Origin of the sequence: Zooshikella harenae, from assembly GCF_018837975.1 — a bacterium.
In the GTDB taxonomy this organism is placed as follows: domain Bacteria; phylum Pseudomonadota; class Gammaproteobacteria; order Pseudomonadales; family Zooshikellaceae; genus Zooshikella; species Zooshikella harenae.
In genome coordinates this window covers 1-23379 of sequence record NZ_JAGSOY010000017.1, presented here as the reverse complement: position 1 = coordinate 23379, position 23379 = coordinate 1, and the positions used below count along the sequence as shown (strand labels likewise).

The following is a 23379-nucleotide window of genomic DNA, read 5'->3' as shown; positions in this document are numbered from 1 at the left end:
TTTAACCTGACTTACGATCTTGATAAGTATGAGTTTGTACATTAAGTAATTTTATCAATGTCTTATCACCATTAGTCTCGGTAACATGAATAACCTCAACTAACTGATTAATAATCAGTTCAACATTGTCTAACCCTTTGCGCAATAAAGCATCTTTTGGACGTAAATCTAACACCCATTTATGCTCATTCAGCTTTTTGACAGAAATAGAGAAAAATTGCTGTAGTTGTTCTTTATTTCCAGTAAATAAAGGTCTGAATATCGCACTAAACTGTTTTAACGCCTGATTATTACCCATTGCATCTGTTTGACTGACTGATTTTGACTGATCAATAACGCCGTTTTGGTCAAAAACGAAGTGTTTTGCAACAGGGGCAGTAATTACCCAATCAATTTTATCATTAGTGACTTTAAATGAACCCTTCGATATAAGCGGTTTACTTAACACTGAAATATGTTTTTCTTGTAAAAAGTCACCCGTTAATTTTTTTGCAGACATTTGTTGCTGCCAATAACGCCAAAATACGTCATCAGTGGAATCTGCTTGAGCTATAAAAGACAGAGCAATTGCGCAAAAGCAACTAAAAGCGATAAGTTTACTGCGTAGCATAGTATGCCCTCATCTTCTCAATTAAAATCTCTGGAGATGAAAAAAGCGTTTCACCCGTTGTCATATTTACAGCCATTTGTATAGTGGTTGCTTTGGTGAGTGACTCTCCATTCTCTCCTATTATTTTGTATGCAAGCTTCAGGCGATGCTCATACTCTACAAGCTCAGTGATCACTTTCAAACTCTGGTCAAATCGCGCAGATTTAATATACTTAACTCGCAAATCAACAATAGGCCAAATATAATTTGAAGCTTCCATTTGCTGATAGGTGTAATCAATTTTTTTCAATAAATCACAACGACCTAATTCAAAGTACTTCAAATAATGTCCATGCCAAGTAAGCCCCATGGAGTCAACATCAAAAAAAGGTACATTAATGTAGGTCTCAACAGACAACTTTTTTGATTGAGTTGATGTATACCCCTCATGCACCATATAAACTCCACTTTTGTTGCTGAATAGCTTTTGTTAGTGATCTGAGATCTGACTCTAGCGGACGATCTTCAACAATGAAGGCAATATCCTCAACTAACAGATCATACATATCCTGCACATGAGATGTTAATGTACAGTCCCCACTCTTTTGATGCTGACGAATACCTATCGCCTGGCGAACAGCTAATAAACCAGCAGCGGCCACTTGTTCAGTTAATTGCAATACACGTAAACAATCACGTGCTGCAATGGTTCCCATACTCACTTTGTCCTGGTTGTGACACTCTGTTGACCGGGAAAAAACACTTGCGGGCATTGTTAATTTCAAGGCCTCAGCAGTCCATGCAGAAGCTCCAATTTGCACAGCTTTCAAACCATGGTTAATCATGGCATGAGATGATGTCGCTGCAGACAAGTTAGCAGGAAGCCCTTGATTAAATTTAGTGTCCATTATCAGTGCTATTTGTCGATCCACTAAATCCGCAAGATTCGCAACAGCCTGCTTCATACTATCCATAGCGAAGGCTATGTGTCCTCCATAAAAATGGCCACCATGATAAATTTTTTGATTAACACCATCGATAATCGGATTATCATTTGCGCTATTTAATTCTGTTTCAATAAATTGTCTGAACCAAGGTAAGGCATCCTGTAAAACCCCAATAACATGAGGTGCACAGCGCAAAGAATAACGGTCCTGCAACCTTTTTTCTGTATTATATTGATCAACCACATCAAGATCCGCTCTTAACCAAGCCGCAATCTGATTTTGGCCCTGATGAGGTTTTACTGAAAACAAACCTTCAGCAAAATGGTAAGGGTTTCCTTTCAATGCAATGGACATCATTGCAGTAATACGTGTCGTCAGTTTAGCCAGGTAGGCGGCACGGCTATAAGCAAGACATGCTAAAGCAGTCATTACCGCCGTACCGTTCATAATTGCTAGTCCTTCCTTTGGCTGTAAACGAATACTCTCAATATCAAGTTGTCTGAATACATCGACTGTTGATAACCGTTGACCTTGATACCAGACCTCTCTTTCTCCCATTAATACAGCTGCAATATAAGACAATGGCGTCAAATCACCACTGGCACCCACAGAACCTTCTTGTGGAATAATGGGTAAAACTCGCTTATTGAGCAATGTAACTAATAACGCTAATAACTCAGGGGTAACACCTGAGTAACCTTGCGTTAATGAGGCTAAACGAGCGGCTAAAATAGCTGCACTTTCTTCTTCTGAAAAAATATCACCTAAACCACAACCGTGAAATCGCATCAAGTTAATAGGTAACTCATGAACACGATTAAGTGGAACACCTACTGTGCATGAATCACCATAACCTGTGGTAACTCCATAAATTTCACCTTCTTTAGCTAGTAACGCTTGTAAATAATCGACGCCAGCCTTTATTTTTTGATTAAATTCTTCGGTTTTACTTAGCGTAGCTAAAGTTTCTCCTTGCGCTAATGAAGTGATATCTTCAATAGCAAGAGGCGCATCTCCAAATGTGATTCTTTTTTTTATCATAACAAGTCAATTATCCTTTACTATCACTTTTATTCACTGCTTGCTCATATTTTACTTTTACTACAGAAGATAAATTATTTGAGGATGACTCATGTTCACTTATATTTGTTTGCCAAAAATCAAAAAAGTTAAACCACTGCAATGGATCTTGTAATACATGATTTTCAAGTTTAACTACATAATGCTGACAAAGTTTATCAATTGTTTCCTTTCGTGCTTTCCTAGGAACTTTTTCTCCATCAAAAATTTTATCAAATATCATATGGTATTTTTTATGTTTATAATCCTTAGCACAAAACAATAAAAAAATTGGACACTCTAAAAGTAGTCCAAGTAAATATGCTCCTTGTGGGAAAGCTGCAGGCTTACCCAAAAAATCACATATTAACGTTCTGTCTGAGCCAGTAACCGGAACCCTATCCCCTGCAACAATAATAACTTCCCCAGCATCAACCTTTGCCTTCAAGTTAACAGCTACTGTCATATCAATCGTATTTACTTCAATCAGATTGATTTGGGTATCAGGGTTTAATTTCGCTAAAAAACGATTAAACTTAACAGCATTCTCAGAGTGCACTAAAACATTAAATTTACGTGCATAACGCCCCTGCGTAATTGCACGACAAATATCATTATTGCCATAATGACTGGATATCAGGATACATCCTTTATTATTATCAAGTGCATGAATAAAACTTTCTGCATTATGCATGGCAATATTATCTTTACTTATTTTCCCTGTCCAAATAGCAATTTTATCTATAAACTGGTCACCGAAACGTATAAAGTGAAGCAAACTCTTTTTTAATCCATTAAATGCAAGCGAAGCAGATTCATTGGCTGGCTTATAAGCAAATGCCTGCTTTAAAAAGTTTGACGAGACCTTTCTAGCATCCGTAGAAAATAAATAATAATAAGTAATAACCGGATACAGTAAGCAGCGTAATCCCCATTCACCAAGAAATCGATACACCCAAAAAGTAAGTGTTAATGCTAACCAACCACCCTGCTCTTTAAATGAACTCCAGTGAGTCGATTGTTTGCTTTTATTCTTCCCCAAAATACGTTTAGGTAAACGAAGCAACATACCGCACACTAAACGAGTGTGCATAATTGTTAAGCCAGCATTATCCCAAAACATTTTAAAATGGGATTTTCCTTGCTTAGGATAGGTAATTGGTGTTGGAATTGAATATACAGGAATACCTTCCCAAAAAAGTCGCACCATAATTTCTGTATCAAACGCCATTCGATAGGGTAGTCGATACTGATTTATGACATTCATTGTGCTATCTACTGGATAAACTCTAAAGCCAATCATAGAGTCTTTAATCGCGAAAGATAGTGTTTCTAACCAAACCCAAAAATGGGTAAGATAGCGCGCATAAAAACGCACCTTAGGCACATTATTATCGTAAATAGGTATCCCAGTAATCAAAGCTTCAGGAAATTCAGCTGCTTTCTTTAACAGCTTGGCAGCATCAGGCAAATGGTGTTGTCCATCTGCATCTATTTGTAAGGCATGAGAAAAACCTTCAATATAAGCCTGTGATATTGCCCTAATGATAGCTGCGCCTTTTCCTTTATTTTCATCAAGCCGAATTACACTTACGAATTCATTTTGAATGACTAATTTTTTTAAAGCATTCTGAGTTGACAAATCACTACCATCATCAACCACAATAACACGCAAGTTCAATGGTGTTAAACCATCGATCACTTGTTTAATTGTTTCACCATGATTATATATCGGTATTATAATACACGGACGAAACACACTAGAGTGACTCATCATAGATAATACGTCCGCTACCATAAATTACATCACCTGCACTATAAGTAAAACTAAGCTTTCCACACTTATTATCGACTAATTTAAGCGTTAACTTAGTGTTTGGCTTTATAATTCGTTGAAATTTAATGGTTTCAATACGATGTACTTTAAATGTTCGTAATAAGTATTTTTGGGCAAATAACATAACCCAATGAACTTGAACAACACCTGGAAGTATAGGCATATCAGGAAAATGCCCAATAAAATATACGCTATCGGACTTAATATTAATTTTAATATCAATACTTATTAAATCAATATCCTGATTACTGACCACCTCAATAACGTCTGGTAACAGTGGCTGATCGCTCATTTTCATTGTATCCATTTTTTAAGTTCAGCCTGCACTAACTTACCCTCTGTGTTAACCGGTAACTCTCCTACATACTGCCACTTCTTCGGTAATACAATAGCCTCAAAATAACCTTCTAAGTATTTCCTAAGCACCTGATTTAACGCGAATTTTCCTTGTTCTTTTAAAAAGGCTTCCCCTAGAGTCGTCAGTACCACGATACTAACTAAATACTGACGATGATCATCCACTGCTAATACAACAACATCCTCTATAAAGGAATGCTTTTCCAAACATATTTCAACTTCAACTAACGAAACACGTTTTTCTTCAATTTTGACAATACGATCCATACGTCTCAGTAAGTGAAATGTATTTTCTGTAACTGGGTATATTTGATCATCTGTATCAAACCAACCTTCATAACTCATATAGAGAGAGTTAATGCTTAGTCTACCTTCTTCAGTCATTTGCCAGTTTACCGTAGGGAAACTTTGCCATGGTGTATCTTTACAGACTTGCTGGCGATAGGCTATTCCTCCAGTTTCTGTACTCCCATAAATTTCCACAGGTAAAGAACCAAAACATTGCTGGATATGTCGAGCGGATGCTAATGGCAAAACCCCACCAGAAGAAAATATTGTTTTGACCCCATGTAACTTTGAACCAGAACAGTCCAAATCAAATCGCTTTAACAACGCAGGACTACTTACCCAAACCAAGGATGAAAATTTTTCTACAGCGGCCAGTACATTTTCAGGGTAATTGACAGTTTCGCGAATAATGGGTCTACCACATAACAGTGGCCAAAGCACACGAAAAAGCAGCCCGTAGATATGCTGAAATGATACAGATCCTATAAAATATCCATCATTTATCTGCCTAAACCAGCGCTGATGTAAAGCGCTCACTTCATCAATTAAATTTACCCAGTCCTTCGTTATTTGCTTAGGCTGGCCCGTACTGCCCGAAGTGTAAAAGTGGACTTTCAAAGTACTATATTCCGGGGTCACTATTTCAGTGACAGGTGTAATAATATCGAGGGTTGCATAAGGTGTTATTGATGGAATCTTTTTAATAGGAATTATACTTGGTACTTTACTTTTATCAGTCAAAAGTACATCAATTTCATGAGCAATAGATGCCAAAAAGGCAGGCTGTCCATTGGGTAATAATACAACTTCTTTTTTCGCTAACGTAACCGCTAATAAGGCTACAGTAAATAAAACAATATCTTCACAATAAATTGCATAACGTTGAGCTGATGATTGATAAATTTCTTGCTGTAAGTGATTGATGGTATGCAACAATGCCTGCCATCTAATTTCTTCACCATATAGAGAGACAAAGACTGGCTCAGACCGCTGACAAATATTGGTTAAAACTTCATTTATATCCTTAGGCAATTCAACCTTCATAGGTTATCCCTTGGTTCAATAACACACTTACGAAAACACCACTCTATGGCAAACCAAAGCCCCATAATGACATAACTCACTGAACCATTGTAAATAGTCCAAAAGGCCAAAGAACCCTCAACAGCACTCCATGCAGCAACAGTTCCATTCATCAGAAAAAATAAACACCACCACAGCGTAACAAGTCTTGTATAACGAACGGCATACTCACTTAGATCAGGCTTCTTTAATCGAGCAAAAACCTCAATTACAGTCGGAGGGAACCATAAACTAAAAGTAAACCAACATAAAAAACCAACACTGACAATGACAGGATAAAATCTAAGTAACTGTTCATTTGCGCTAAGTGCACTGCTACCAGTAATAACGATACCTATCACAGAAGCTAGCCAGAGTTGTGTCTTCATAGCTTTAGTGAGCATATTACGAATACACAAAAGACGAACGATAAAAAAAACACATAAAATAAATGCTATCCACCGTGGGTTAAGATGATTGATCCCCCAATAAACCCACAGAGGATAAATAAATAAAATTATGCCAAGTAACAAACCCAGTTTTTTTTTCATAATGCACTTAATGACACTTGTAACCTTTATTTAGTTGCCTATGGTTGTGTAGTGCTTAGCGGCTAGTATTTCAACAAAATGACAAGGCACCTTCTCAAGACTCAACTAACAATTGCTGAATAGCATCAATCAAATTTTGAATGGTTCTAACTTGCTTGAATGACTCAGGTTGTATCTTTTTCTTGGTATAATCTTGTAGTGTAATAATCAAATCAACAGCATCAATACTGTCTAAGTCAAGGTCCTCATATAATGTAGCTTCCAGTGAGATATCATCTACAGGAACTTCAAACTTGTCGACCAATACGGTTTTTACATGCTCAAATATTGCTTGTTTAGTGTCCATATACAACCTACTTGTTACTCTTTGCAACGGCTAACTTATCAACGTACTAGATCTAGATAGATAAATGATGAATGCTATATCCATACCCAAGTGCTTTTGTTGCATACCTTAACGCCTGATCACTACTTTAAACACTACGCTGGGACTGAATAAACTCAGCCAAAGTATTTACTGAATAGAAGAATTTTTTATTATTATCATTGTTAGCTTCTAGCTTTATTTGGTATTTTTTCTTCAACGCCAACCCCAATTCCAGCGCATCAATAGAATCAAGCCCTAGCCCTGTGGTAAATAAAGGATCATCACTGTTAATATCAGACGAAGTGATGTCTTCTAATTCCAGTGTAGAAATAATTAGCTGCTTTAACTCTTCACGCAACTGATTCATGTATTACTTCCCCTTGGCGATAACATTTTTGTAAATACTGTGTTAAACGTCTAGCACTAATACTTAGCTCATCATTTTTCGTTATATAAGGTTTAGTTGCCAGACAATCTCCTACCCTAATTGTAAAGTGCATTTTGCGCTCAGGTATCTGATACCAACGATGTGATTTGGTTAAGGCGCTAGGCTGACAACTGATATAAACTAATCTCATCGAAACCTGTGCTCTAAGTGCGATATTTGCTGCTCCACGACGAAATACTTCAGGCTTTCCTGGCTCAGTACGTGTTCCCTCGGGAAATATTAATAAATTATTCCCTTTTTTTAACGTATCAACACAATCGTCCATTAAAGATTCTGGTGTCGAATTACTTATATAACCTGCTGAATGTACTACTTTTTTTAAAAATGGGTTATGCCATAATGCTTCTTTAACTACACAATCAACACGAGGAAGATAGGACATCAACAATACAACATCTAATAATGTAGGGTGATTAGCAATAACCATAACACCGTTATCACTTTTCAAATTTTCGATATTAATTGTTGTGATAGATAACACACCCAAACCACGTAAAATACCAATAAAAAAACGAAAGCTTTTAGAGATAAACTTCTGAGTTCTACACTTACGCTGGTCTTTACTTTTTACGTTAAATAAAATTACTGGGAATATGACAAGCGCAATAAATAACCCTCCAATCCCAAACAATGCAAACCCAAAGCCTGTTGCTACAACCCGCCAGTAGTAGTTCAAATGACGAAACAGCTTCCTCATCACGCTTTAACCCACTCCCAATGCATCATACCATCAGTGTGACTAATACCCTTTTGCTTTGGAGTCAACCAAAAATTCAAAAATTTTTCTGGTTGTGATAGCTCATCTTTTAATGTGTTATTTGCTACAACCCCTTTCATTGAAATAACTTGACCTTGTCCATATTCAGGCAATGACAAAACCCAAGCAGATGCACCATGAAAAGGCTTCTCATCGTTAAACCCCGTTAACATGTCAGTTAACGGCTCATCATAATAAACAAATAATACATGATCTATTTCAGGCTGTGATGTTAACTGCAACCACGCTTCTAAAAATCCAGCGGCTAAGGTTGAACGTCCCGCGGAAACTGCTGAAATGGCAGCAGTATTTTTTGTTAAGATGGATAAAATACCCGCTGTTCCGTTATAAACAGAATGACTGAAGTGTATTGGTGAAATATATTCTTGCCCCCTAAGATCCTTTAACATTTGAAGCATTCTTTGAGTATCACCATGACGTGATCCAAATACACAGGGCATATACTTACAAGGAGTATCTTCTAAACATTTTAATGCCACATACAACCCTAGTTTTCCTAGAGAGCTTAAACGGCGTTTATATACGGCAGGGATAATTGAATAATCAGGTTGCTTATTAGATGTTTTAAATGGTTGTTTATTTTCTTGCCAACCATTCCCATGACTACCTACTTCTACTTCAGGCGCACACACGTACCAATGATTTACACGAAAGCTAATTGACAACATCCTTCCACTTCTAAGACTAAACATGTCCAGCATGATTTATTTCAAACGTCTTTGTATACCTTTCGCAAATCATTTTTATTTGGAAGCAAATAAGCACTTTCATGACGCAACAAATCTTTCCACTAAGGACTAAACTAATAAAAAAGCTAACTAATTCAATTTTTCATACAGTTGGGAATGTTTTCTTTTTATTGCTCGATTATTACCTCAATACTGTGCACACTTTGTTCTTATCAAGGCAGGTTGAACAAAAGACAGAAACTACTAGAATGTAGCGACTAAAACTCATTCCTCCCATGTTCCCTATCCTTAGGGGCCATAGTAAAAACGATTTTGCTCTCAATGTCCAATGTTAATAAGCTGCAAAGGGATCTAATTGCTGCATTATTGACCAATTAGCAGCTTTTCAAGACAAAGTATTTTTAGCTTGTAATATTATCTACAACATAGGATTATACCCTTGTACAACATTGTACAATCACACCGAGCTAGCTACCTAGGCAAAACAATCAAACATAAACGGAAGTAATAGTCTCATTTTTTTCTGAGTACTGGGCTTAAACTCCTCACAAAAATACACTCACTTACAAATTTATTTTTGTATAGTCACCCCAATATGGATTGCAACCCTTTTCTCATACTTAATGAGATACGTTATACAAACCTACCCTTATAGATTAATCTATCTTTGAGAAGAGAAAACTATTGGTGAGAAGAAAGTTCACTACAAACAGGTAAGGTAGTAAATTTATCAATCACTCCAAGCACTTATAATAACTATTATAAGTACCTGGACTGACCTTAACGAGTCTCTTAAACAATTGATCCTAAAAGACCAGTCATACTACTTAATATAGACAGGACAAGCTACATTGCAGCTTTAAAGACTTCCACAATCTCTTCATGAGTTGCTTGTTTTGGGTTGGTTAATCCACAAGCATCTTTTAGTGCATTATCAGCTAGCGTTGGTAAGTCTTCCTCTTTTACCCCCAACACCGTTAACCCTGCAGGTATATTGACATCACTCGCTAGCTTCTTCATTGCTGTTATCGCACACTCAGCAGCTTCATTGACTTCAAGCCCTTGAACATCACACCCCATAGCTTTCGCTACATCTTTTAGTCGCTCCGGACAGACTTGACTATTATAAACCTGGACGTGAGGCAAAAGAACTGCATTACAAACACCATGTGGCAGATCATAAAAACCACCCAATTGGTGTGCCATTGCATGAACATAGCCTAAGCTTGCATTATTAAATGCCATACCAGCTAATAATTGCGCATAAGCCATACCTTCTCTGGCATCTTTATTCTGGCCATCAGCAACAGCATTGCGTAAGTGTTGACTAATTAACTCAATGGCTTTAAGTCCACACGCATCAGTAATAGGTGTAGCGATAGTAGACACATAAGCTTCAACAGCATGGGTTAATGCATCCATTCCTGTGGCTGCTGTCAGCGCTGTTGGCATGCCCATCATCAGTTCAGAATCATTGACAGAAATGATTGGGGTTGTGTGTTTATCCACAATGGCCATTTTAATATGAGTGAGCTCATTAGTAATAATACTAAACCGAGTAATTTCACTTGCAGTGCCTGCCGTTGTATTGATAGCTACAAGAGGAAGTTGTGGCTTACCTGATTTATTTACCCCTTCATAATCTTTAATCTCTCCACCATTGGTCGCAACTAATGCAATACCTTTGGCACAATCATGCGGTGACCCACCACCCAGAGAGATTACAAAGTCACATTGATTGTCTTGTAATAACTGAAGCCCTTCTTTAACATTAGTAATGTTTGGGTTAGGTCGTGTTTTATCATATACAACTGTTTGCAAACCATGCTGTGAGAACAATGCAGTTACTTTATCCACAAGACCTGCTTTTAAAAGCCCCTGATCTGTAACCAGTAATGCTTTTTTGAAGTTTCGACTGGCAATATCCATTACTGCTTCTTGCAAACAGCCAAATCCCATGTAATTGACTGTTGGCATATAAAACTGAAAAGCTGCCATTATAACCCTCTCTGCTTAAACTATAGTTTTAGAATACTTATGTAAAATACGTGTTTTGTCTTATTAATTTATTGATTAAACTCAATGCTGAAACCATTAAGCAATGCATTTTTTACACAAAAGACGACAAACAACTACTGTCTAAAATTAGCAAGCTAAGACGTTCACTAAAAATAATAAATTATTTACAGCATAAAAAGGTCCGCACTTAGTCTTTACGCCAATTTTTGGCTATACAAGAAAGGTAGAGGATCGCAAAATAGCGTATTTATAGAAAAGCATAATGCTAAACGTCTACTTTGGACTGACATCATACCCCTTGCCACCTAGGGGTATAAAACTCATTGAATATATTGTTTATTGATTAGTACTTTGTATACTTCCAACTCAGCTATTAATGCCAGTCTATTAGTGTATTAAAACTTAACAATATCAACGTAAATCGTACTAAAGCTGAGACATTAAAGCTATTGATTGAGCAAGTAAGTTATTGCAACGAATTTACATTGTAAAACAAAAAAGATATCAACGATGTTAAGTCTTATAAACCACTAACTAGCCTCAGCCATGAGGAAATCCAGCCATCAACGAAGATTTTGCTTTAGCCATAATAGTGTAGGATAATGCTCACTTACTTTTAACAATTTAATTTACCATTAAGACTTTAAGAGAAGAGCTAAGAAATGTAGTTCTTGAATTATTAGGTGTGAACAGTGTTCTTAAACATTAGCTCCTGAATTCTAATGTAAATGCCTCCCCTTTGCTTATATTACTCGCGACAATACTTTAAAATATAGGCATATAGAAGATATTAACGAGATTTGTCTGATAAAAGCAGATAACATGCAAATAATCACGTGAGTAGAACCACCAAGTAATGCCTTGAAGGGGGACAGAAATAAAGAACAAAGACAACACACCCTAAAAAACATTCACAAAGGATATATAGTTAGCAAATTGAATTGGCATCAACAAGTAACCAGTGTTAATATTGTTAGTATAGACTTATTCTGTCGCCTCAAGCTATTGCAAAGGTTGACCAAAGCCCCTGGACTCAGGTAGAGTGTGTACTTATTCATTCAAAGGGTTGTGTTGTTGTAATAAGCAAGGTTGCTAAGAACTGACAACGACTCTGCTACTCTACAATCGTATTTCTGCTTGGTCATTTCATTAGCAGTAGCTTGTGTATATGGCTAGTAGTTGTCATTGACAGTGTGTGTAACACAAGGTATGTTGCAGCTTGCATAACATAATAACCCAAGACACTGAGTAGTTATTGGTACTACGTATAACCAATATAACAATTTGGTTTGGTCGTATGAATACACTTTCCTCCCAGCTGAGGATAACAGCTTAACTTTCAGAAACTTCTGAAATCAAACGGCCTAATTTTAGTAACCCAGTGTCTTATACCCGCTACAAAGGATCTTTAGGTATTGTTGTAAGGCAACACAATGATGAGAGCTTAAATAGACAAGTATCTCAGAAGGTATTGCTAAATGATAACTGTATCTAGAGGGGCTTTTGAAGTGGGTATATTTGTGCGCGGTAAAAGGTAAAAATAACTTGAGTGTTATGCCTTGTTTAGCTAATTGCTGCGCATAGAATAAGTAAATTTGTATTCATATTTTAGTTTTTTAATTGTTTTAAGTAACTCGGCCAGGATTATTTAGCAGTTTTCATTTAAACCATTATTAAAATAAACACGGGTGATACGATATTCAGTGTTAGTCTATGGTTTAATTTTCCGCTCAATGGCTGAAAAATCTAAGATCATTATTGGGTCAAATAAGTCTTTTAAGTGAGTGTTAGATGAAAAAATATTTATGTTTACGTGCTCGTAACAGCCGTGATGCAAAATTAGCCATTAATATCCATCAAGGTAAAGTTATTCGAAGCAACCCAGATGCTGATCCAGCATTTCGCAATATGTTGGAAGCATTAACTAATAAAGGTTTAAAGCCAGAGATTAATGACTGCCGGCTTTTCTGCTTTTTAGTAGAAGACCCTAAAAACACAGACTTCTATCAGTTTAATGAAGTTGAGCTAGAAATCTCAGATGATTGGTTTGAAGCAGAAAAATCAAAAGTAAGACATTTAGTAGGTGCCGCTTATTGTGAAGCTACAGCCAAGCTCGCTGATGAAATTCCTATGAAAGACCAAAAACGCAAGATAAATTACCAAGTACCAAAGGAAATGATCTAGCTTCAACTAGCTTTGCGGCGCGCGTTCATCTTATTTTTGGCGCGCCTAATTTACCGTTTAATTCAAATGTTATTCCATTTAGCCCTACCCCTCTGGACTTACTTAGCAGCCATCGAAGCTAAAACGCTTCTAAACGTTTCCATTTCTAACTGGTAACCTAGCACTTTTAGCAACTGTCCTGGATATCGCTTATCTGCAATAAATGCAACTTGACTGATTGGACCAATAGTTGTGTTACCAAAGTAAGTTCTTATATTTTGACTCACTTGGTGGTAATAAAACTGCTCACGAAGCATATAACCTTTATTGTTTAATGCTAAGCGCCAGATATACCTGTCATAAATGTTTTCTGGCTCAGGCTCACTATCACGCTTCATAAACATGATCACGGGATAGTCAGTGACAGCATACTGGCTTTCGTCAAACGCATTATTAAAATGTTCTAAGTTAAAGTCCCTAGCATACATTATATTGAAAAGAATGCCGGATTTATCTGGAAATACAATCTGTATTCTTCCTTTGCGTTTCTGATAAGCCTTTCCTTGAGCAGGTACTTTAAAATGGTAAGGACCAATACTTACCTTACCTGATAAGTCTTTGGTTAAGCGCGTGCTAGTCAAACTATCCTGCGTTGCTACTTCATCACATGCAACACCACTACATTGAGGACTTAAATCATCATGGCTAGGTGTTAGTGAACATGCAGTAGCGAGAACCGAATAGCCAACAACAAATAATAGTTGATAAACTCTTCTCATTAACTAAGCATCCTGTTTTCAACAAACACTTTATACTCTGTTAAACACCATACACATACCATTTAAACCTCCTCACCACTGAGACCTTAATAACCTACAACTGTAGAAGCCATCGTATATATTTAAAGTCCATAGTAAAGCACCTGTACTACCAAAGAACTTAGTCGTCCTATTTGTCCACCATTTAATAATTTTTTTGGCTTCAATTCCGCCAAACAGTACTCGTCTAGCAACTTTATTATTCAATACCAAGTGGAGGCAATAAACTCTTTGCTACAGTAGGACTTAAGACACATACTGCTTAGCAGCAGAAGCCGTCATCACCCAGCACCACAGACTAAAAGCCCCTCCTATCATCCCTATCACTGCAACCCACTGCCAAGGAGTCAATACACTTCCCAGAGATACAAGATACATTGAACAAGCAGCTCCAACAAAGGTCGAAAAACTAAGAATAGCAGAAGCAGTGCCTGCAAACTGTTTTACCCCCTCTAAAGCTTGGCTATTCGTTACAGGACGCATCACCCCAATAGAAAAAGTTATAACTAACATACAAATAACAAAGTCCTGCAAAACAGCATCGCCAGCGAATAAAAACATAGCCAAAGAGGCCAGTAATATTCCTATTTTTCCAATTAACATCAAATACCTTGGTGCTAAATAATTTCTTAGTTTTGAAAAAACGAACGCGCCAGCCATCAACCCAAACGCATTCAAAGCAAATAACAAGCTATACATCTGGGCAGAAACCTCAAACTGATCCATGTAGATTGCAGGAGAGGCTCCAATAAATGCAAACATAGGTAAAATACTACACATCTGCATCCAATTATGTTGACGAAACCAGCTATTTCTTAATAATTTGACATAGCTAATCAACACATCACGTGTTGACGTTAATACCAGTTGATTAACTGTCTCTTTCAGTTTAATACACCCATATAGTGCGATACCCCCCAGTAAGGCTTGTGAGATAAAGAGCCAAGGCCAAGCTAGATAATCGACCATAATCGCCCCAATCATAGGTGAAACAATTGGAGCTATCGCCATAATCATAGTGATATAAGCTAAAACGTGTTCTCGTTTTTTGCCTTGATAAACATCTTTGCTGATCGCTAAAGCAACAACAGAAGCGCTAGCAGCACCAATAGCCTGTAAGCAACGGAAAACAATTAATTGATTAAGTGACGTTGAAAAAGCACATAAAAAAGATCCTATAATGTAAATACTGATTCCATTTATTAAAACTGGCCGTCGACCAAACCGATCTGATAGCGGTCCATAAATCAACAGAAAAAGACTAAAAAAAGTAAAAAATAATACTAATGTCAAATTAATACCTGTCAAAGAAGCTTGCCAGGTGTTTTGTAGTAACTCCATAGCCGGTAAATACATATCTGTTGCTATTGGAGGAAAAGCCGCAAGTAGAGCTAAAAGTGGAATCAAATAAGGTTGTGACGTATTTTTGCTCAATGAAAAGCTCCTACTACATGAGATATCATTTATGGTGCTCTATGAGTAATAAATTAGAGAAAGCAATCCTAAAAAACATACATTGTTGATCGCACCTACTTACTGATTAGCCATGAGACTGAAAATTCTATAATAATCACGGCCTCCATTGTAAAACTTAAGGTTTCGCTGACTTCTTACTCATATTTTAATTTTCTTGAAAAATGCTGTTAAATTTACATGCAGGAAAATACAACATTCAAACAACAGCTCACAATACTTATTTACTTAAGGATACCTCTAAAAATGGTGTTTTTTTTGTAACATCAAGGAAAAGTGCATTTTTTTAGTGTTCTTAAATAGAATATCTTATTATCCGAAACTGCATCTTTTTACAACACCTTCTTTAAGAATAAGAAAAAATTGCTTAGCCTCATCAGTAATCTTGCTGAAAGATTAAGAGATAAAAGAAACAATAGGAGATTGAATTTATACTCCTAACCATTCTGAACACATTCCACAACAATAGCATTTCCTCTCAAACCTAGACCATCTAATAGATACCCTATTCAAGATATCCCTACTTCTAGGCACTCACTTCTTTGTACCTTACTTTACGAGCCATGAAGCTATCCCAACATGTCTTGATATAGATAACCGGTTATCAATGATTAAGTTTATGCCGTTCAGCAGTCTACTAGCGCCGTTGTTTTACAGAAATAAATAAAGCTACCACTAAGGCATTGAATGTTTTAATAAAATGGACATATCCACACAATTAAAGGGAGTATAATATTTACTGACCTGCCTCTACTATACACCTGATACATCCTATTAACGAGCCTAGCGTTCTGTTAGGCACCTTTCTCGCCACAAAGTAGTCACCTCATGCCAAATGAAGTCAACCTAACAGAATAAATTCAATGAACTGTCATAACTTGTTTTTTATGCGTTATACTTATAATTATGTAAGCTAGATTATAGGTGAACACTATGTTTTCACTTTATGCCGAATTTCAAAACCTGCTTGGTCTATTGCTCATACCATACGCTGTTTATTTACTTTTTCGCATTTTCTGGCAGGAACGCCATGCACAGTAAACTAATAAATAGTTGATATTGCGTTATTATTGGCTTCTACAACAAACACCTGCATACATACCCAGCACATAGGCCCCAGACACATAATAATTGTAGATGGGGCTTATATTAATAAGTGACTGAAGTGAAGAACGCTGACAACAACCCCTAAAGATGATTCGTGAAGGGCATATCGTAGCTTGAAAGCCTCATATTAAGCTTTTTAGATTTTGTAATCCACAGCAACATAATTGTGTTCAATTCACCAAACTAAAGAAGGCGCAACACAATAAAAGATTAATATATGAACACTTACTACAAAAGACCAAATACTTCTTTTGAGTTTTGAGCACATATTTCAGCTAGATGTTCTTTAGCGATACCTCGAATATCTGCAATAACTGAAGCTATTTTTGGCAGGTTTAAAGGTGAATTCCTCTCTTCTCGAGCAAAGTCTGGAGGCATATTTGGCGCATCAGTTTCTAACACTAAAGACTCTAAGGGTAACTCTTTAACTAATGTTCTCAACTTGGTTGCACGGTCAAATGTAACAGCCCCCCCAAAACCTAGTTTATATCCCATTTCAATTAGTCGGTAAGCTTGTTGGCTACTTCCAGCAAACGCATGAACAATACCTTTTTTTGTTACCGGGTAGTCTCGAAGTATTTTCGTCAACTGGTCAAAGGACTTTCGCGCATGCAACACTACAGGCAAATTGTGTTTATCTGCTAGCTTAACCTGCTCTAGAAAGTAATGGACCTGACAGTCAACATCCAGTTCTTTTAACATGTAATCAAGGCCAATTTCACCCACAGCAACAATACCAGGGTGTTGTTGCGCCAGTAAACTATCCAGCTCTAACAAGTGCTGTTCCATGTGTTGAGCTAAGAAGTAAGGATGTAAACCTAACCCACCCACACAGTCTACTCCCGTATGCTGCCCAGGAATTAAACGCAGCAAGCCCAGTAGTTTGGCCCAGTTAGCTTGAGTAATTGTTGGGATAAAAATATTGGTTACCTGCTGTTCAGCACATTGCTCTAACAGCTCCGTACGATCTTGATCAAAGGCTTCGAAATTAAGGTGACAATGGCTATCAAAATACACGACAAGGTGGCTCCTTTGACATGAAATACGGCGATATAGCCGACTAGTATAGCTAATTTTTAGCTATTTTGATGTGTTATATCTTTTCTAAGTAATAACATGCAAGATCATACTCAAGAGGGTAGAACCTACTCTGATGGTTTACCATTCAGATCTTGTAATGCCTGAATGCCTTTCTTACGCCGTTCTTTGATAATCGCAATCTCATCTTGAAGCTCTGCTCGACGTCTTTTACTTTTTTCATCATTTAACTCTTTTTCTAAAGATTTTTGTTTTTGTTTCAGTTTTTTTAATACTTTTTTTATAGAATTTGCCTGTTCCTTCTGCTCAACAAGAGAACTATCCAAAAAAGCCTTAACTTTATTTAAACGTCTAATTAATTTTTCTTTCATAAAGAAGCTTAAGTTAGTTAAATCATGAAAAAATAAACTATATAGCTAACGTGACCCCTTATGCTTTTTAAGGATTGCCATGAGCTCATCCTGATCAAGCTCCATTTCTTGTTCAGCCTGAATAATATCACCGGTTGCACGGCGAAAGATACCAATAACACTATCCACAAGATTATTACAAATGGAGTGAACATAACCACTATCATTAATCAGAGAGCTTGCAACCATAGGATCAATTCGACGCATCCGTATCAACTGTTCCAGTGCACCATTACTTCCAATATCCTGCTTGGCAATGGCTAGCTTTATTAAATCTGTTTTTGTGGCCAAGTCATCGGCATCTGATAATAACCTCAGCTCATAAATTTGTTTCAAAATAATGATGATGCGTAGCCTCAATAAATCATATTGTTCCCTTACTACATCGTTATCAGACTTTACATAGTTTGCTAAATTTTTGTGAAGATGTTTTATATCTTTGATAGCATCAACTATTTTTCTACAAGCAAGCTTCAGAGAAAATACTTGTGTACTTTGCTCAAGACTAAGGCCTGATTCAATTTGACTACCATAACGCAAAATATCAGCATAAACACCTTTGATATAACGCTGATATAATTCATCAATATTCACCGTAACCAGCTCGGTTTCAAGATTTAAAAGCTCTTTTAACTCTTTTGTTTTTTTTATTTCAAAGGCTCTCACAAATACACCTAAAGATACAATCTGATAAGCATTTTGAAATAAGTGAACTGACTCTTTTACCATAGCCTGCATAGCAGTCTCAGGGTAATTAAGCGAAATTTCACTTAAATACCTTGCCCTATGTATACTTGTATCTTTCGTATTTATTGATAATCCACCAGCCCTGTAGTCAGGCAACAACCTCACTAACATTTTTACTAAATGACCTACAAATGGCAGTAATACAACGATTCCAACGGTATTAAAAAGCGAGTGAAAAAGAGCCAATTGCATAGTATAGTTGTTTGAGTCAATCCCAATAATGCTTGAAAAATGCCCTACGACCCAAACCATCTGCTCTATAAACAGTAAGGCTATTGACCCTGTTAAAACATTAAATACTAAGTGCGCAGCTGCCAAACGTTTGCCTTGAATATTGGCACTTAATGCACCCAGTATTGCAGTAATAGTTGTACCTACATTGGCCCCAATAGCAACCGCAAGAGAGTTTTCATAACTGACTTGATGAGAAGCTAATGCGGTAATAATTAAAATCAACGTGGCATGGCTTGACTGCATAACCACCGTTGCAATAATTCCAATTAACGTATAAAACAATAGGCCTGATATACCCGTCATAGCATACTGAGATAAATCCACACTGTCTCGAAAGGCTTCAAAGCCCTCCTTCATATAATGAATACCTAAAAACAAAAGACCTATACCAATGAGCACATTTCCAATACCTTGCAATGCTTTATTTTTATCAAACTGGAATACCAAACCAAATACAAGTAAAGGCATCGCATAGCTACTAATATTGACTTTTAAACCAAATGCAGCTACCAACCAAGCACCTGTCGTGGTACCTAAATTAGCACCAAAAATGATTCCTATCCCTTGGCTCAGACCAATTAATCCGGCACTTAAAAACGATATTGCAATAACGGAAACTAAAGAACTTGATTGAAGTAACGAAGTTGAAATGATACCAAATGTCAAACTTTTCCACATTTTATTTGTAGAAAAATGAAGTAATTTTTCTAAAACTCCTCCCGTAAAAGCTTTAAACCCCTGTTCTAAAAAAACCATTCCCAGCAAGAAAACAGCGACACCAGCAGAAACAACCTTAAAGTCAGGACTTATCCAAAAACCATAGGCAAGTAAAATAAGAATGGTGGGTAATAAAATTTTTTTTAGCATTAAATGATAGTTTCTCACCCAATAGTATTCTGAAATGCTATTTTTTTAATAGGCTTACTATTTCATATATGGCATAAAATTGAACATGTCCAGTCATTAATTATATACCCACTACGTAACCTAATGATTGGTATTAACACTATCAGGAATCAATAGCTTGGGAGACAGACTCGTGGTTGACCCAAAGCACAGCAAACCGATCAAGAGTAAAAAAGCTATTTATCGTGGTATTGCCGATTCTCAGGTTATGACGAAGACGGAAAAACAAAAAGTAAAACGTCGCTATGAACGAGAATTAAGGAAGCTTCAAATAGAGTTAGTCAAACTGCAGGAATGGGTAAAACAAAAGCACCTTAAAATTGTCGTTATCTTTGAAGGCCGCGATGCTGCAGGTAAAGGTGGTGTAATCAAACGTATCACTGAGTTCCTAAGTCCACGAATTTGTAGAGTTGCAGCGCTACCAACGCCAACCGAACGAGAACGCACTCAGTGGTATTTTCAACGTTATGTCACACATTTACCTGCTGGTGGCGAAATCGTCCTTTTTGACCGAAGCTGGTATAATCGACTAGGTGTTGAGAGTGTAATGGGTTTTTGTGATGAGCATGAACTCATTGAGTTTAGTCGCTCTTGTCCAGAATTTGAGCGAATGCTCGTCAGATCAGGTATTATTCTCATTAAATATTGGTTTTCCGTTAGCGAAGAAGAGCAACGTAAACGTTTTGAAGCACGAATCAATGATCCTTTAAAACGCTGGAAACTGAGTAGTATGGATCTGGAATCTAGGCGTCTTTACCATAAATACTCTGAAGCAAAAGATAAAATGTTTGCTTACACGGATATAAAACAAGCACCTTGGTATGTTGTGGACGCAGACGATAAAAAACGTGCACGCCTGAATTGTATTGCTCACTTATTAAGTATTATTGAATACAAAGATGTGCTCCCTAAAAAAATAAAATTACCTGAACCAGAAGAAAGTATAAAGTACGTACGACGCCCGTATCACGAACAAACATTCATCCCAGAAATATACTGATGTTTAGTCTTTTCAATATATTATTCCCGCTTTTACCAACTACACGCCAACATTAACAGTCCGCTTAAAACCATCAACACAGCCTTTACCCATATAATTTTTATGGTTAATGTAAGGACTGTACATGGCATGTTAAGCCTCGTCAGAGCCATATGATCTCTATTGCTCCTAACAAAGCAAGTGTGACAATATGTCGCACCTTAGCAGCTGTTTATTATTACTAATACTTCTATAATCGGCATTGAAAATGATTATCGTATCTAAATGGCTTTCAGCAGAACGCTCAAGTACATCACTGGTAGTTTTAGGCTTGATACTATTAGCAGTTATTGTACTGCCTCGTTGGTTTTTGCAAGATAATACCCCTTTTGTAAGCACATCGAGCCAACACTGCCAACTAACTACTGAGCCATGTTTGTTAACGAAGTCATCGCCTGTATTTACGCATTTACAGGTTACGCCGATATCTCTGCCTTATGATCAGCCAATAACGTTTAACATAAAGCTTCGTCAGGCTGCGGCACAGGATTTTGTCACACTGCAAATGATTGGTAAGACAATGAATATGGGGTTAATGCCAATTAAGTTAAAGCAGGTAGCACCTAAGCAGTTTGAAGGTAACGTAACACTCAGTTATTGCACCATTGATCCCAATATGCAATGGCAGGCAGACCTAAGACTCCACACGGCAAAAGGTATACACCAAATCCTTATTGATTTAATACCCAACAATGACGCCTAAAAGAATAGTCCTTACTGCACAATGTCTTCTCGCACTTGCCATTATCATTACGGCATATTTTCAGTTTTTTAAGACTGATTCTGCCCCCTATTCTCCCACAAGCCTTATGTTAGGTGAACACGCTCCTGACTTTACACTTCAATCAGGCCAGTCTTCCGTTTCACTTTCATCTTTTAAACATAAACAAGCTGTTGCCATTTATTTTGGTTACACCTCATGTCCTGATGTTTGTCCAACGGGCATGAGTCAACTGGCTAATGCAGTAAAGCAGCTCACACCCCATGGACAAACTCAAATTCAAGGATTAATGATTACCCTTGACCCTCAACGGGACTCAGCTGAGGTTGTTAACACTTATGCCCAATTTTTCTTTTCAGACTTTAAAGGGCTAAGTGGTCATCCCACGGCTATTAATACTGTGGCCAATCAGTACCATGTCATTTACCAGCGTAAGCCCAGTGTTGGATCCGCACTGCAATATACGTTAGACCATAGCTCGAACTTTTATTTAATTGATAAGCAAGGCATCCTTCGTCATGTCATGCCTCATACCGTTCCAACGGATGTGCTCGTTAAAGCACTACGATCACTACTCAACGACAACTAAAAAATGGAGTAATAAGAGGGAAACATGAGCATCAACCTATCGTCAACTACTCGCAAGAACTTGATAACTACAGGTATTACATTCGCACTGAGTTTGCTAAGCTGCAGCGCCAATGCAGAACAAGCAATCACTATAAATGATGTATACGTGCGTGCTATGCCACCAACAGCCCAAAACACTGCAGGCTATATGCAAATCCACAACCACAGCAAGCAACCTGTTAGCCTTATAAAAGCTGAAAGTCCGCTTGCAAAAAATGTTGAACTGCACTTGAGCAAAATGGATGAAGGTGTAATGAAAATGATTCAGCAAAAGGTAATCATGATTCCTGCTGAAGGCAGTACCCATCTAAAACCAGGCGGTTTGCATATTATGTTTTTAGGGTTAAAAAAACCTAGCAACGAAGGCAGCAAAACAACGCTAAAATTAACCTTTAGCAATGGCGATCAACTAACAGTTGATGCCCCCATTATGAAAACGCCTAACCCTAGGGGCGATATGAAACATGTCCAAAACTAGCGATTAAGACAGTATCATTCACTATTAAGGTCGTAGATACTCCTATTGTGAATTATATTTATAATTTACGATAGGAGCTTTCATATTACTTACCGCAATATCTTTTGTTCTTACATGACTTTATTAAACAGCACTTTTATGTTCACACAAAATGTTGCTTTCTCCATTTAATTAAATCATTCCTCAAAAATATCACAACTTTACGAATGAGCTAGTCTGGACTAAAACTCTAAAGACTTGCTTTTTCTAAAAAAGGAATGAACTGTCATGCATAAACTTATGGCCTTCATAACATTGACTGGTAGCCTGGTACTAACCAACCTAGTCATAGCAGCAGAGTCTGTCACTATTATTGCCGATGAAGACTATCCTCCTTACTCTTATAAAAAAGATGGTAAAATGGCTGGCATTTACACAGATATTCTACGAGCTGTCTTTGATGCAATGCCAGATTATAAAGTCACCATTGAAGGCGTACCTTGGAAGCGTGGATTAAAAATGATGGAAGATAGTGATTCATTTGCTTTATATCCACCTTACAAACATGCAGGACGGCCTTACATGGAGTACTCAATGCCCATTCTCTCTGAAGAAGTAGCAGTCTATTGCATAGATAAAGTATTA

23 protein-coding genes are annotated in these 23379 nt (G+C 37.1%); 6 read left to right on the top strand and 17 right to left on the bottom strand.

What is annotated here, in order from left to right; genetic code table 11:
- Position 1: 1 nt before the first annotated feature.
- The 12 genes from KCG35_RS09320 to yiaY all read right to left on the bottom strand — a co-directional run bounded on the left by KCG35_RS09320 (position 2) and on the right by yiaY (position 10970).
- The gene (locus KCG35_RS09320; protein ID WP_215819425.1) at positions 2-610 is read right to left on the bottom strand and encodes an outer membrane lipoprotein carrier protein LolA; all 609 of its coding nucleotides are present in this window, start codon (positions 608-610) and stop codon (positions 2-4) included.
- Positions 597-1046 (bottom strand): acyl-CoA thioesterase, encoded by a 450-nt coding sequence (locus KCG35_RS09315; protein ID WP_215819424.1) that lies wholly within the window; start codon positions 1044-1046, stop codon positions 597-599. Before KCG35_RS09315 ends, KCG35_RS09320 begins: the two co-directional genes overlap by 14 nt.
- Positions 1036-2577, bottom strand: a complete 1542-nt coding sequence (locus tag KCG35_RS09310; RefSeq protein WP_215819423.1) for an HAL/PAL/TAL family ammonia-lyase — start codon at positions 2575-2577, stop codon at positions 1036-1038. The genes KCG35_RS09315 and KCG35_RS09310 overlap by 11 nt, the downstream gene beginning before the upstream one ends.
- Before the next feature lie 10 nt (positions 2578-2587).
- Positions 2588-4393 carry a glycosyltransferase family 2 protein gene (locus KCG35_RS09305; RefSeq protein WP_215819422.1) on the bottom strand — a complete coding sequence of 602 codons (1806 nt, stop codon included), beginning with the start codon at positions 4391-4393 and terminating at the stop codon, positions 2588-2590.
- Positions 4356-4724, bottom strand: a complete 369-nt coding sequence (locus tag KCG35_RS09300) for an ApeI family dehydratase (RefSeq protein WP_215819421.1) — start codon at positions 4722-4724, stop codon at positions 4356-4358. The genes KCG35_RS09305 and KCG35_RS09300 overlap by 38 nt, the downstream gene beginning before the upstream one ends.
- A gap of 2 nt (positions 4725-4726) precedes the next feature.
- Positions 4727-6121 (bottom strand): AMP-binding protein, encoded by a 1395-nt coding sequence (locus KCG35_RS09295; protein ID WP_215819420.1) that lies wholly within the window; start codon positions 6119-6121, stop codon positions 4727-4729.
- The gene (locus KCG35_RS09290; RefSeq protein ID WP_215819419.1) at positions 6118-6690 is read right to left on the bottom strand and encodes a COG4648 family protein; all 573 of its coding nucleotides are present in this window, start codon (positions 6688-6690) and stop codon (positions 6118-6120) included. The genes KCG35_RS09295 and KCG35_RS09290 overlap by 4 nt, the downstream gene beginning before the upstream one ends.
- A 94-nt stretch (positions 6691-6784) precedes the next feature.
- A complete protein-coding gene (locus tag KCG35_RS09285; RefSeq protein WP_215819418.1) occupies positions 6785-7036 on the bottom strand; it encodes an acyl carrier protein in 252 nt (83 codons plus the stop codon).
- 127 nt (positions 7037-7163) lie between these two features.
- Positions 7164-7424 carry a phosphopantetheine-binding protein gene (locus tag KCG35_RS09280; RefSeq protein ID WP_215819417.1) on the bottom strand — a complete coding sequence of 87 codons (261 nt, stop codon included), beginning with the start codon at positions 7422-7424 and terminating at the stop codon, positions 7164-7166.
- Entirely contained in the window at positions 7408-8202 is a 795-nt protein-coding gene (locus KCG35_RS09275) for a lysophospholipid acyltransferase family protein (RefSeq protein ID WP_230409110.1), read from the bottom strand. The genes KCG35_RS09280 and KCG35_RS09275 overlap by 17 nt, the downstream gene beginning before the upstream one ends.
- Positions 8202-8951 (bottom strand): beta-ketoacyl synthase chain length factor, encoded by a 750-nt coding sequence (locus KCG35_RS09270; RefSeq protein ID WP_215819415.1) that lies wholly within the window; start codon positions 8949-8951, stop codon positions 8202-8204. Before KCG35_RS09270 ends, KCG35_RS09275 begins: the two co-directional genes overlap by 1 nt.
- A gap of 867 nt (positions 8952-9818) precedes the next feature.
- Positions 9819-10970 carry an L-threonine dehydrogenase gene (yiaY, locus tag KCG35_RS09265; RefSeq protein WP_215819414.1) on the bottom strand — a complete coding sequence of 384 codons (1152 nt, stop codon included), beginning with the start codon at positions 10968-10970 and terminating at the stop codon, positions 9819-9821.
- Positions 10971-12782: 1812 nt separating this feature from the next.
- Here yiaY and KCG35_RS09260 point away from each other — a divergent pair.
- Complete coding sequence (locus KCG35_RS09260; protein ID WP_215819413.1) at positions 12783-13175, top strand: hypothetical protein; 393 nt, start codon at positions 12783-12785, stop codon at positions 13173-13175.
- Between the two features lie 98 nt (positions 13176-13273).
- Here the strand turns inward: KCG35_RS09260 and KCG35_RS09255 are convergent, their stop codons facing one another.
- From KCG35_RS09255 to KCG35_RS09235, 5 genes are all read right to left on the bottom strand, one after another.
- Positions 13274-13933, bottom strand: coding sequence for a hypothetical protein (locus KCG35_RS09255; RefSeq protein ID WP_215819412.1), 660 nt, complete (start codon positions 13931-13933; stop codon positions 13274-13276).
- A gap of 285 nt (positions 13934-14218) precedes the next feature.
- A complete protein-coding gene (locus KCG35_RS09250; RefSeq protein ID WP_309227340.1) occupies positions 14219-15430 on the bottom strand; it encodes a Bcr/CflA family efflux MFS transporter in 1212 nt (403 codons plus the stop codon).
- A 1350-nt stretch (positions 15431-16780) separates the two neighbouring features.
- Positions 16781-17569: a TatD family hydrolase gene (locus tag KCG35_RS09245; RefSeq protein ID WP_215819410.1), complete on the bottom strand. Its 789-nt coding sequence runs from the start codon at positions 17567-17569 to the stop codon at positions 16781-16783.
- A gap of 128 nt (positions 17570-17697) precedes the next feature.
- Positions 17698-17961, bottom strand: coding sequence for a hypothetical protein (locus KCG35_RS09240; RefSeq protein WP_215819409.1), 264 nt, complete (start codon positions 17959-17961; stop codon positions 17698-17700).
- Positions 17962-18006: 45 nt separating this feature from the next.
- The gene (locus KCG35_RS09235) at positions 18007-19848 is read right to left on the bottom strand and encodes a Na/Pi cotransporter family protein (RefSeq protein ID WP_215819408.1); all 1842 of its coding nucleotides are present in this window, start codon (positions 19846-19848) and stop codon (positions 18007-18009) included.
- Between the two features lie 172 nt (positions 19849-20020).
- Between KCG35_RS09235 and ppk2 the strand changes: the two genes are divergently transcribed.
- The 5 genes from ppk2 to KCG35_RS09210 form a co-directional block, all read left to right on the top strand.
- Positions 20021-20887 (top strand): polyphosphate kinase 2, encoded by an 867-nt coding sequence (gene ppk2 / locus KCG35_RS09230; protein ID WP_215819407.1) that lies wholly within the window; start codon positions 20021-20023, stop codon positions 20885-20887.
- Between the two features lie 247 nt (positions 20888-21134).
- The gene (locus tag KCG35_RS09225; protein ID WP_215819406.1) at positions 21135-21629 is read left to right on the top strand and encodes a hypothetical protein; all 495 of its coding nucleotides are present in this window, start codon (positions 21135-21137) and stop codon (positions 21627-21629) included.
- Complete coding sequence (locus KCG35_RS09220) at positions 21619-22236, top strand: SCO family protein (protein ID WP_215819405.1); 618 nt, start codon at positions 21619-21621, stop codon at positions 22234-22236. The genes KCG35_RS09225 and KCG35_RS09220 overlap by 11 nt, the downstream gene beginning before the upstream one ends.
- A gap of 24 nt (positions 22237-22260) precedes the next feature.
- Positions 22261-22755, top strand: a complete 495-nt coding sequence (locus KCG35_RS09215) for a copper chaperone PCu(A)C (RefSeq protein ID WP_215819404.1) — start codon at positions 22261-22263, stop codon at positions 22753-22755.
- A 267-nt stretch (positions 22756-23022) separates the two neighbouring features.
- The coding region (locus tag KCG35_RS09210) for a transporter substrate-binding domain-containing protein (RefSeq protein ID WP_215819403.1) at positions 23023-23379 on the top strand (357 nt) is incomplete at its 3' end.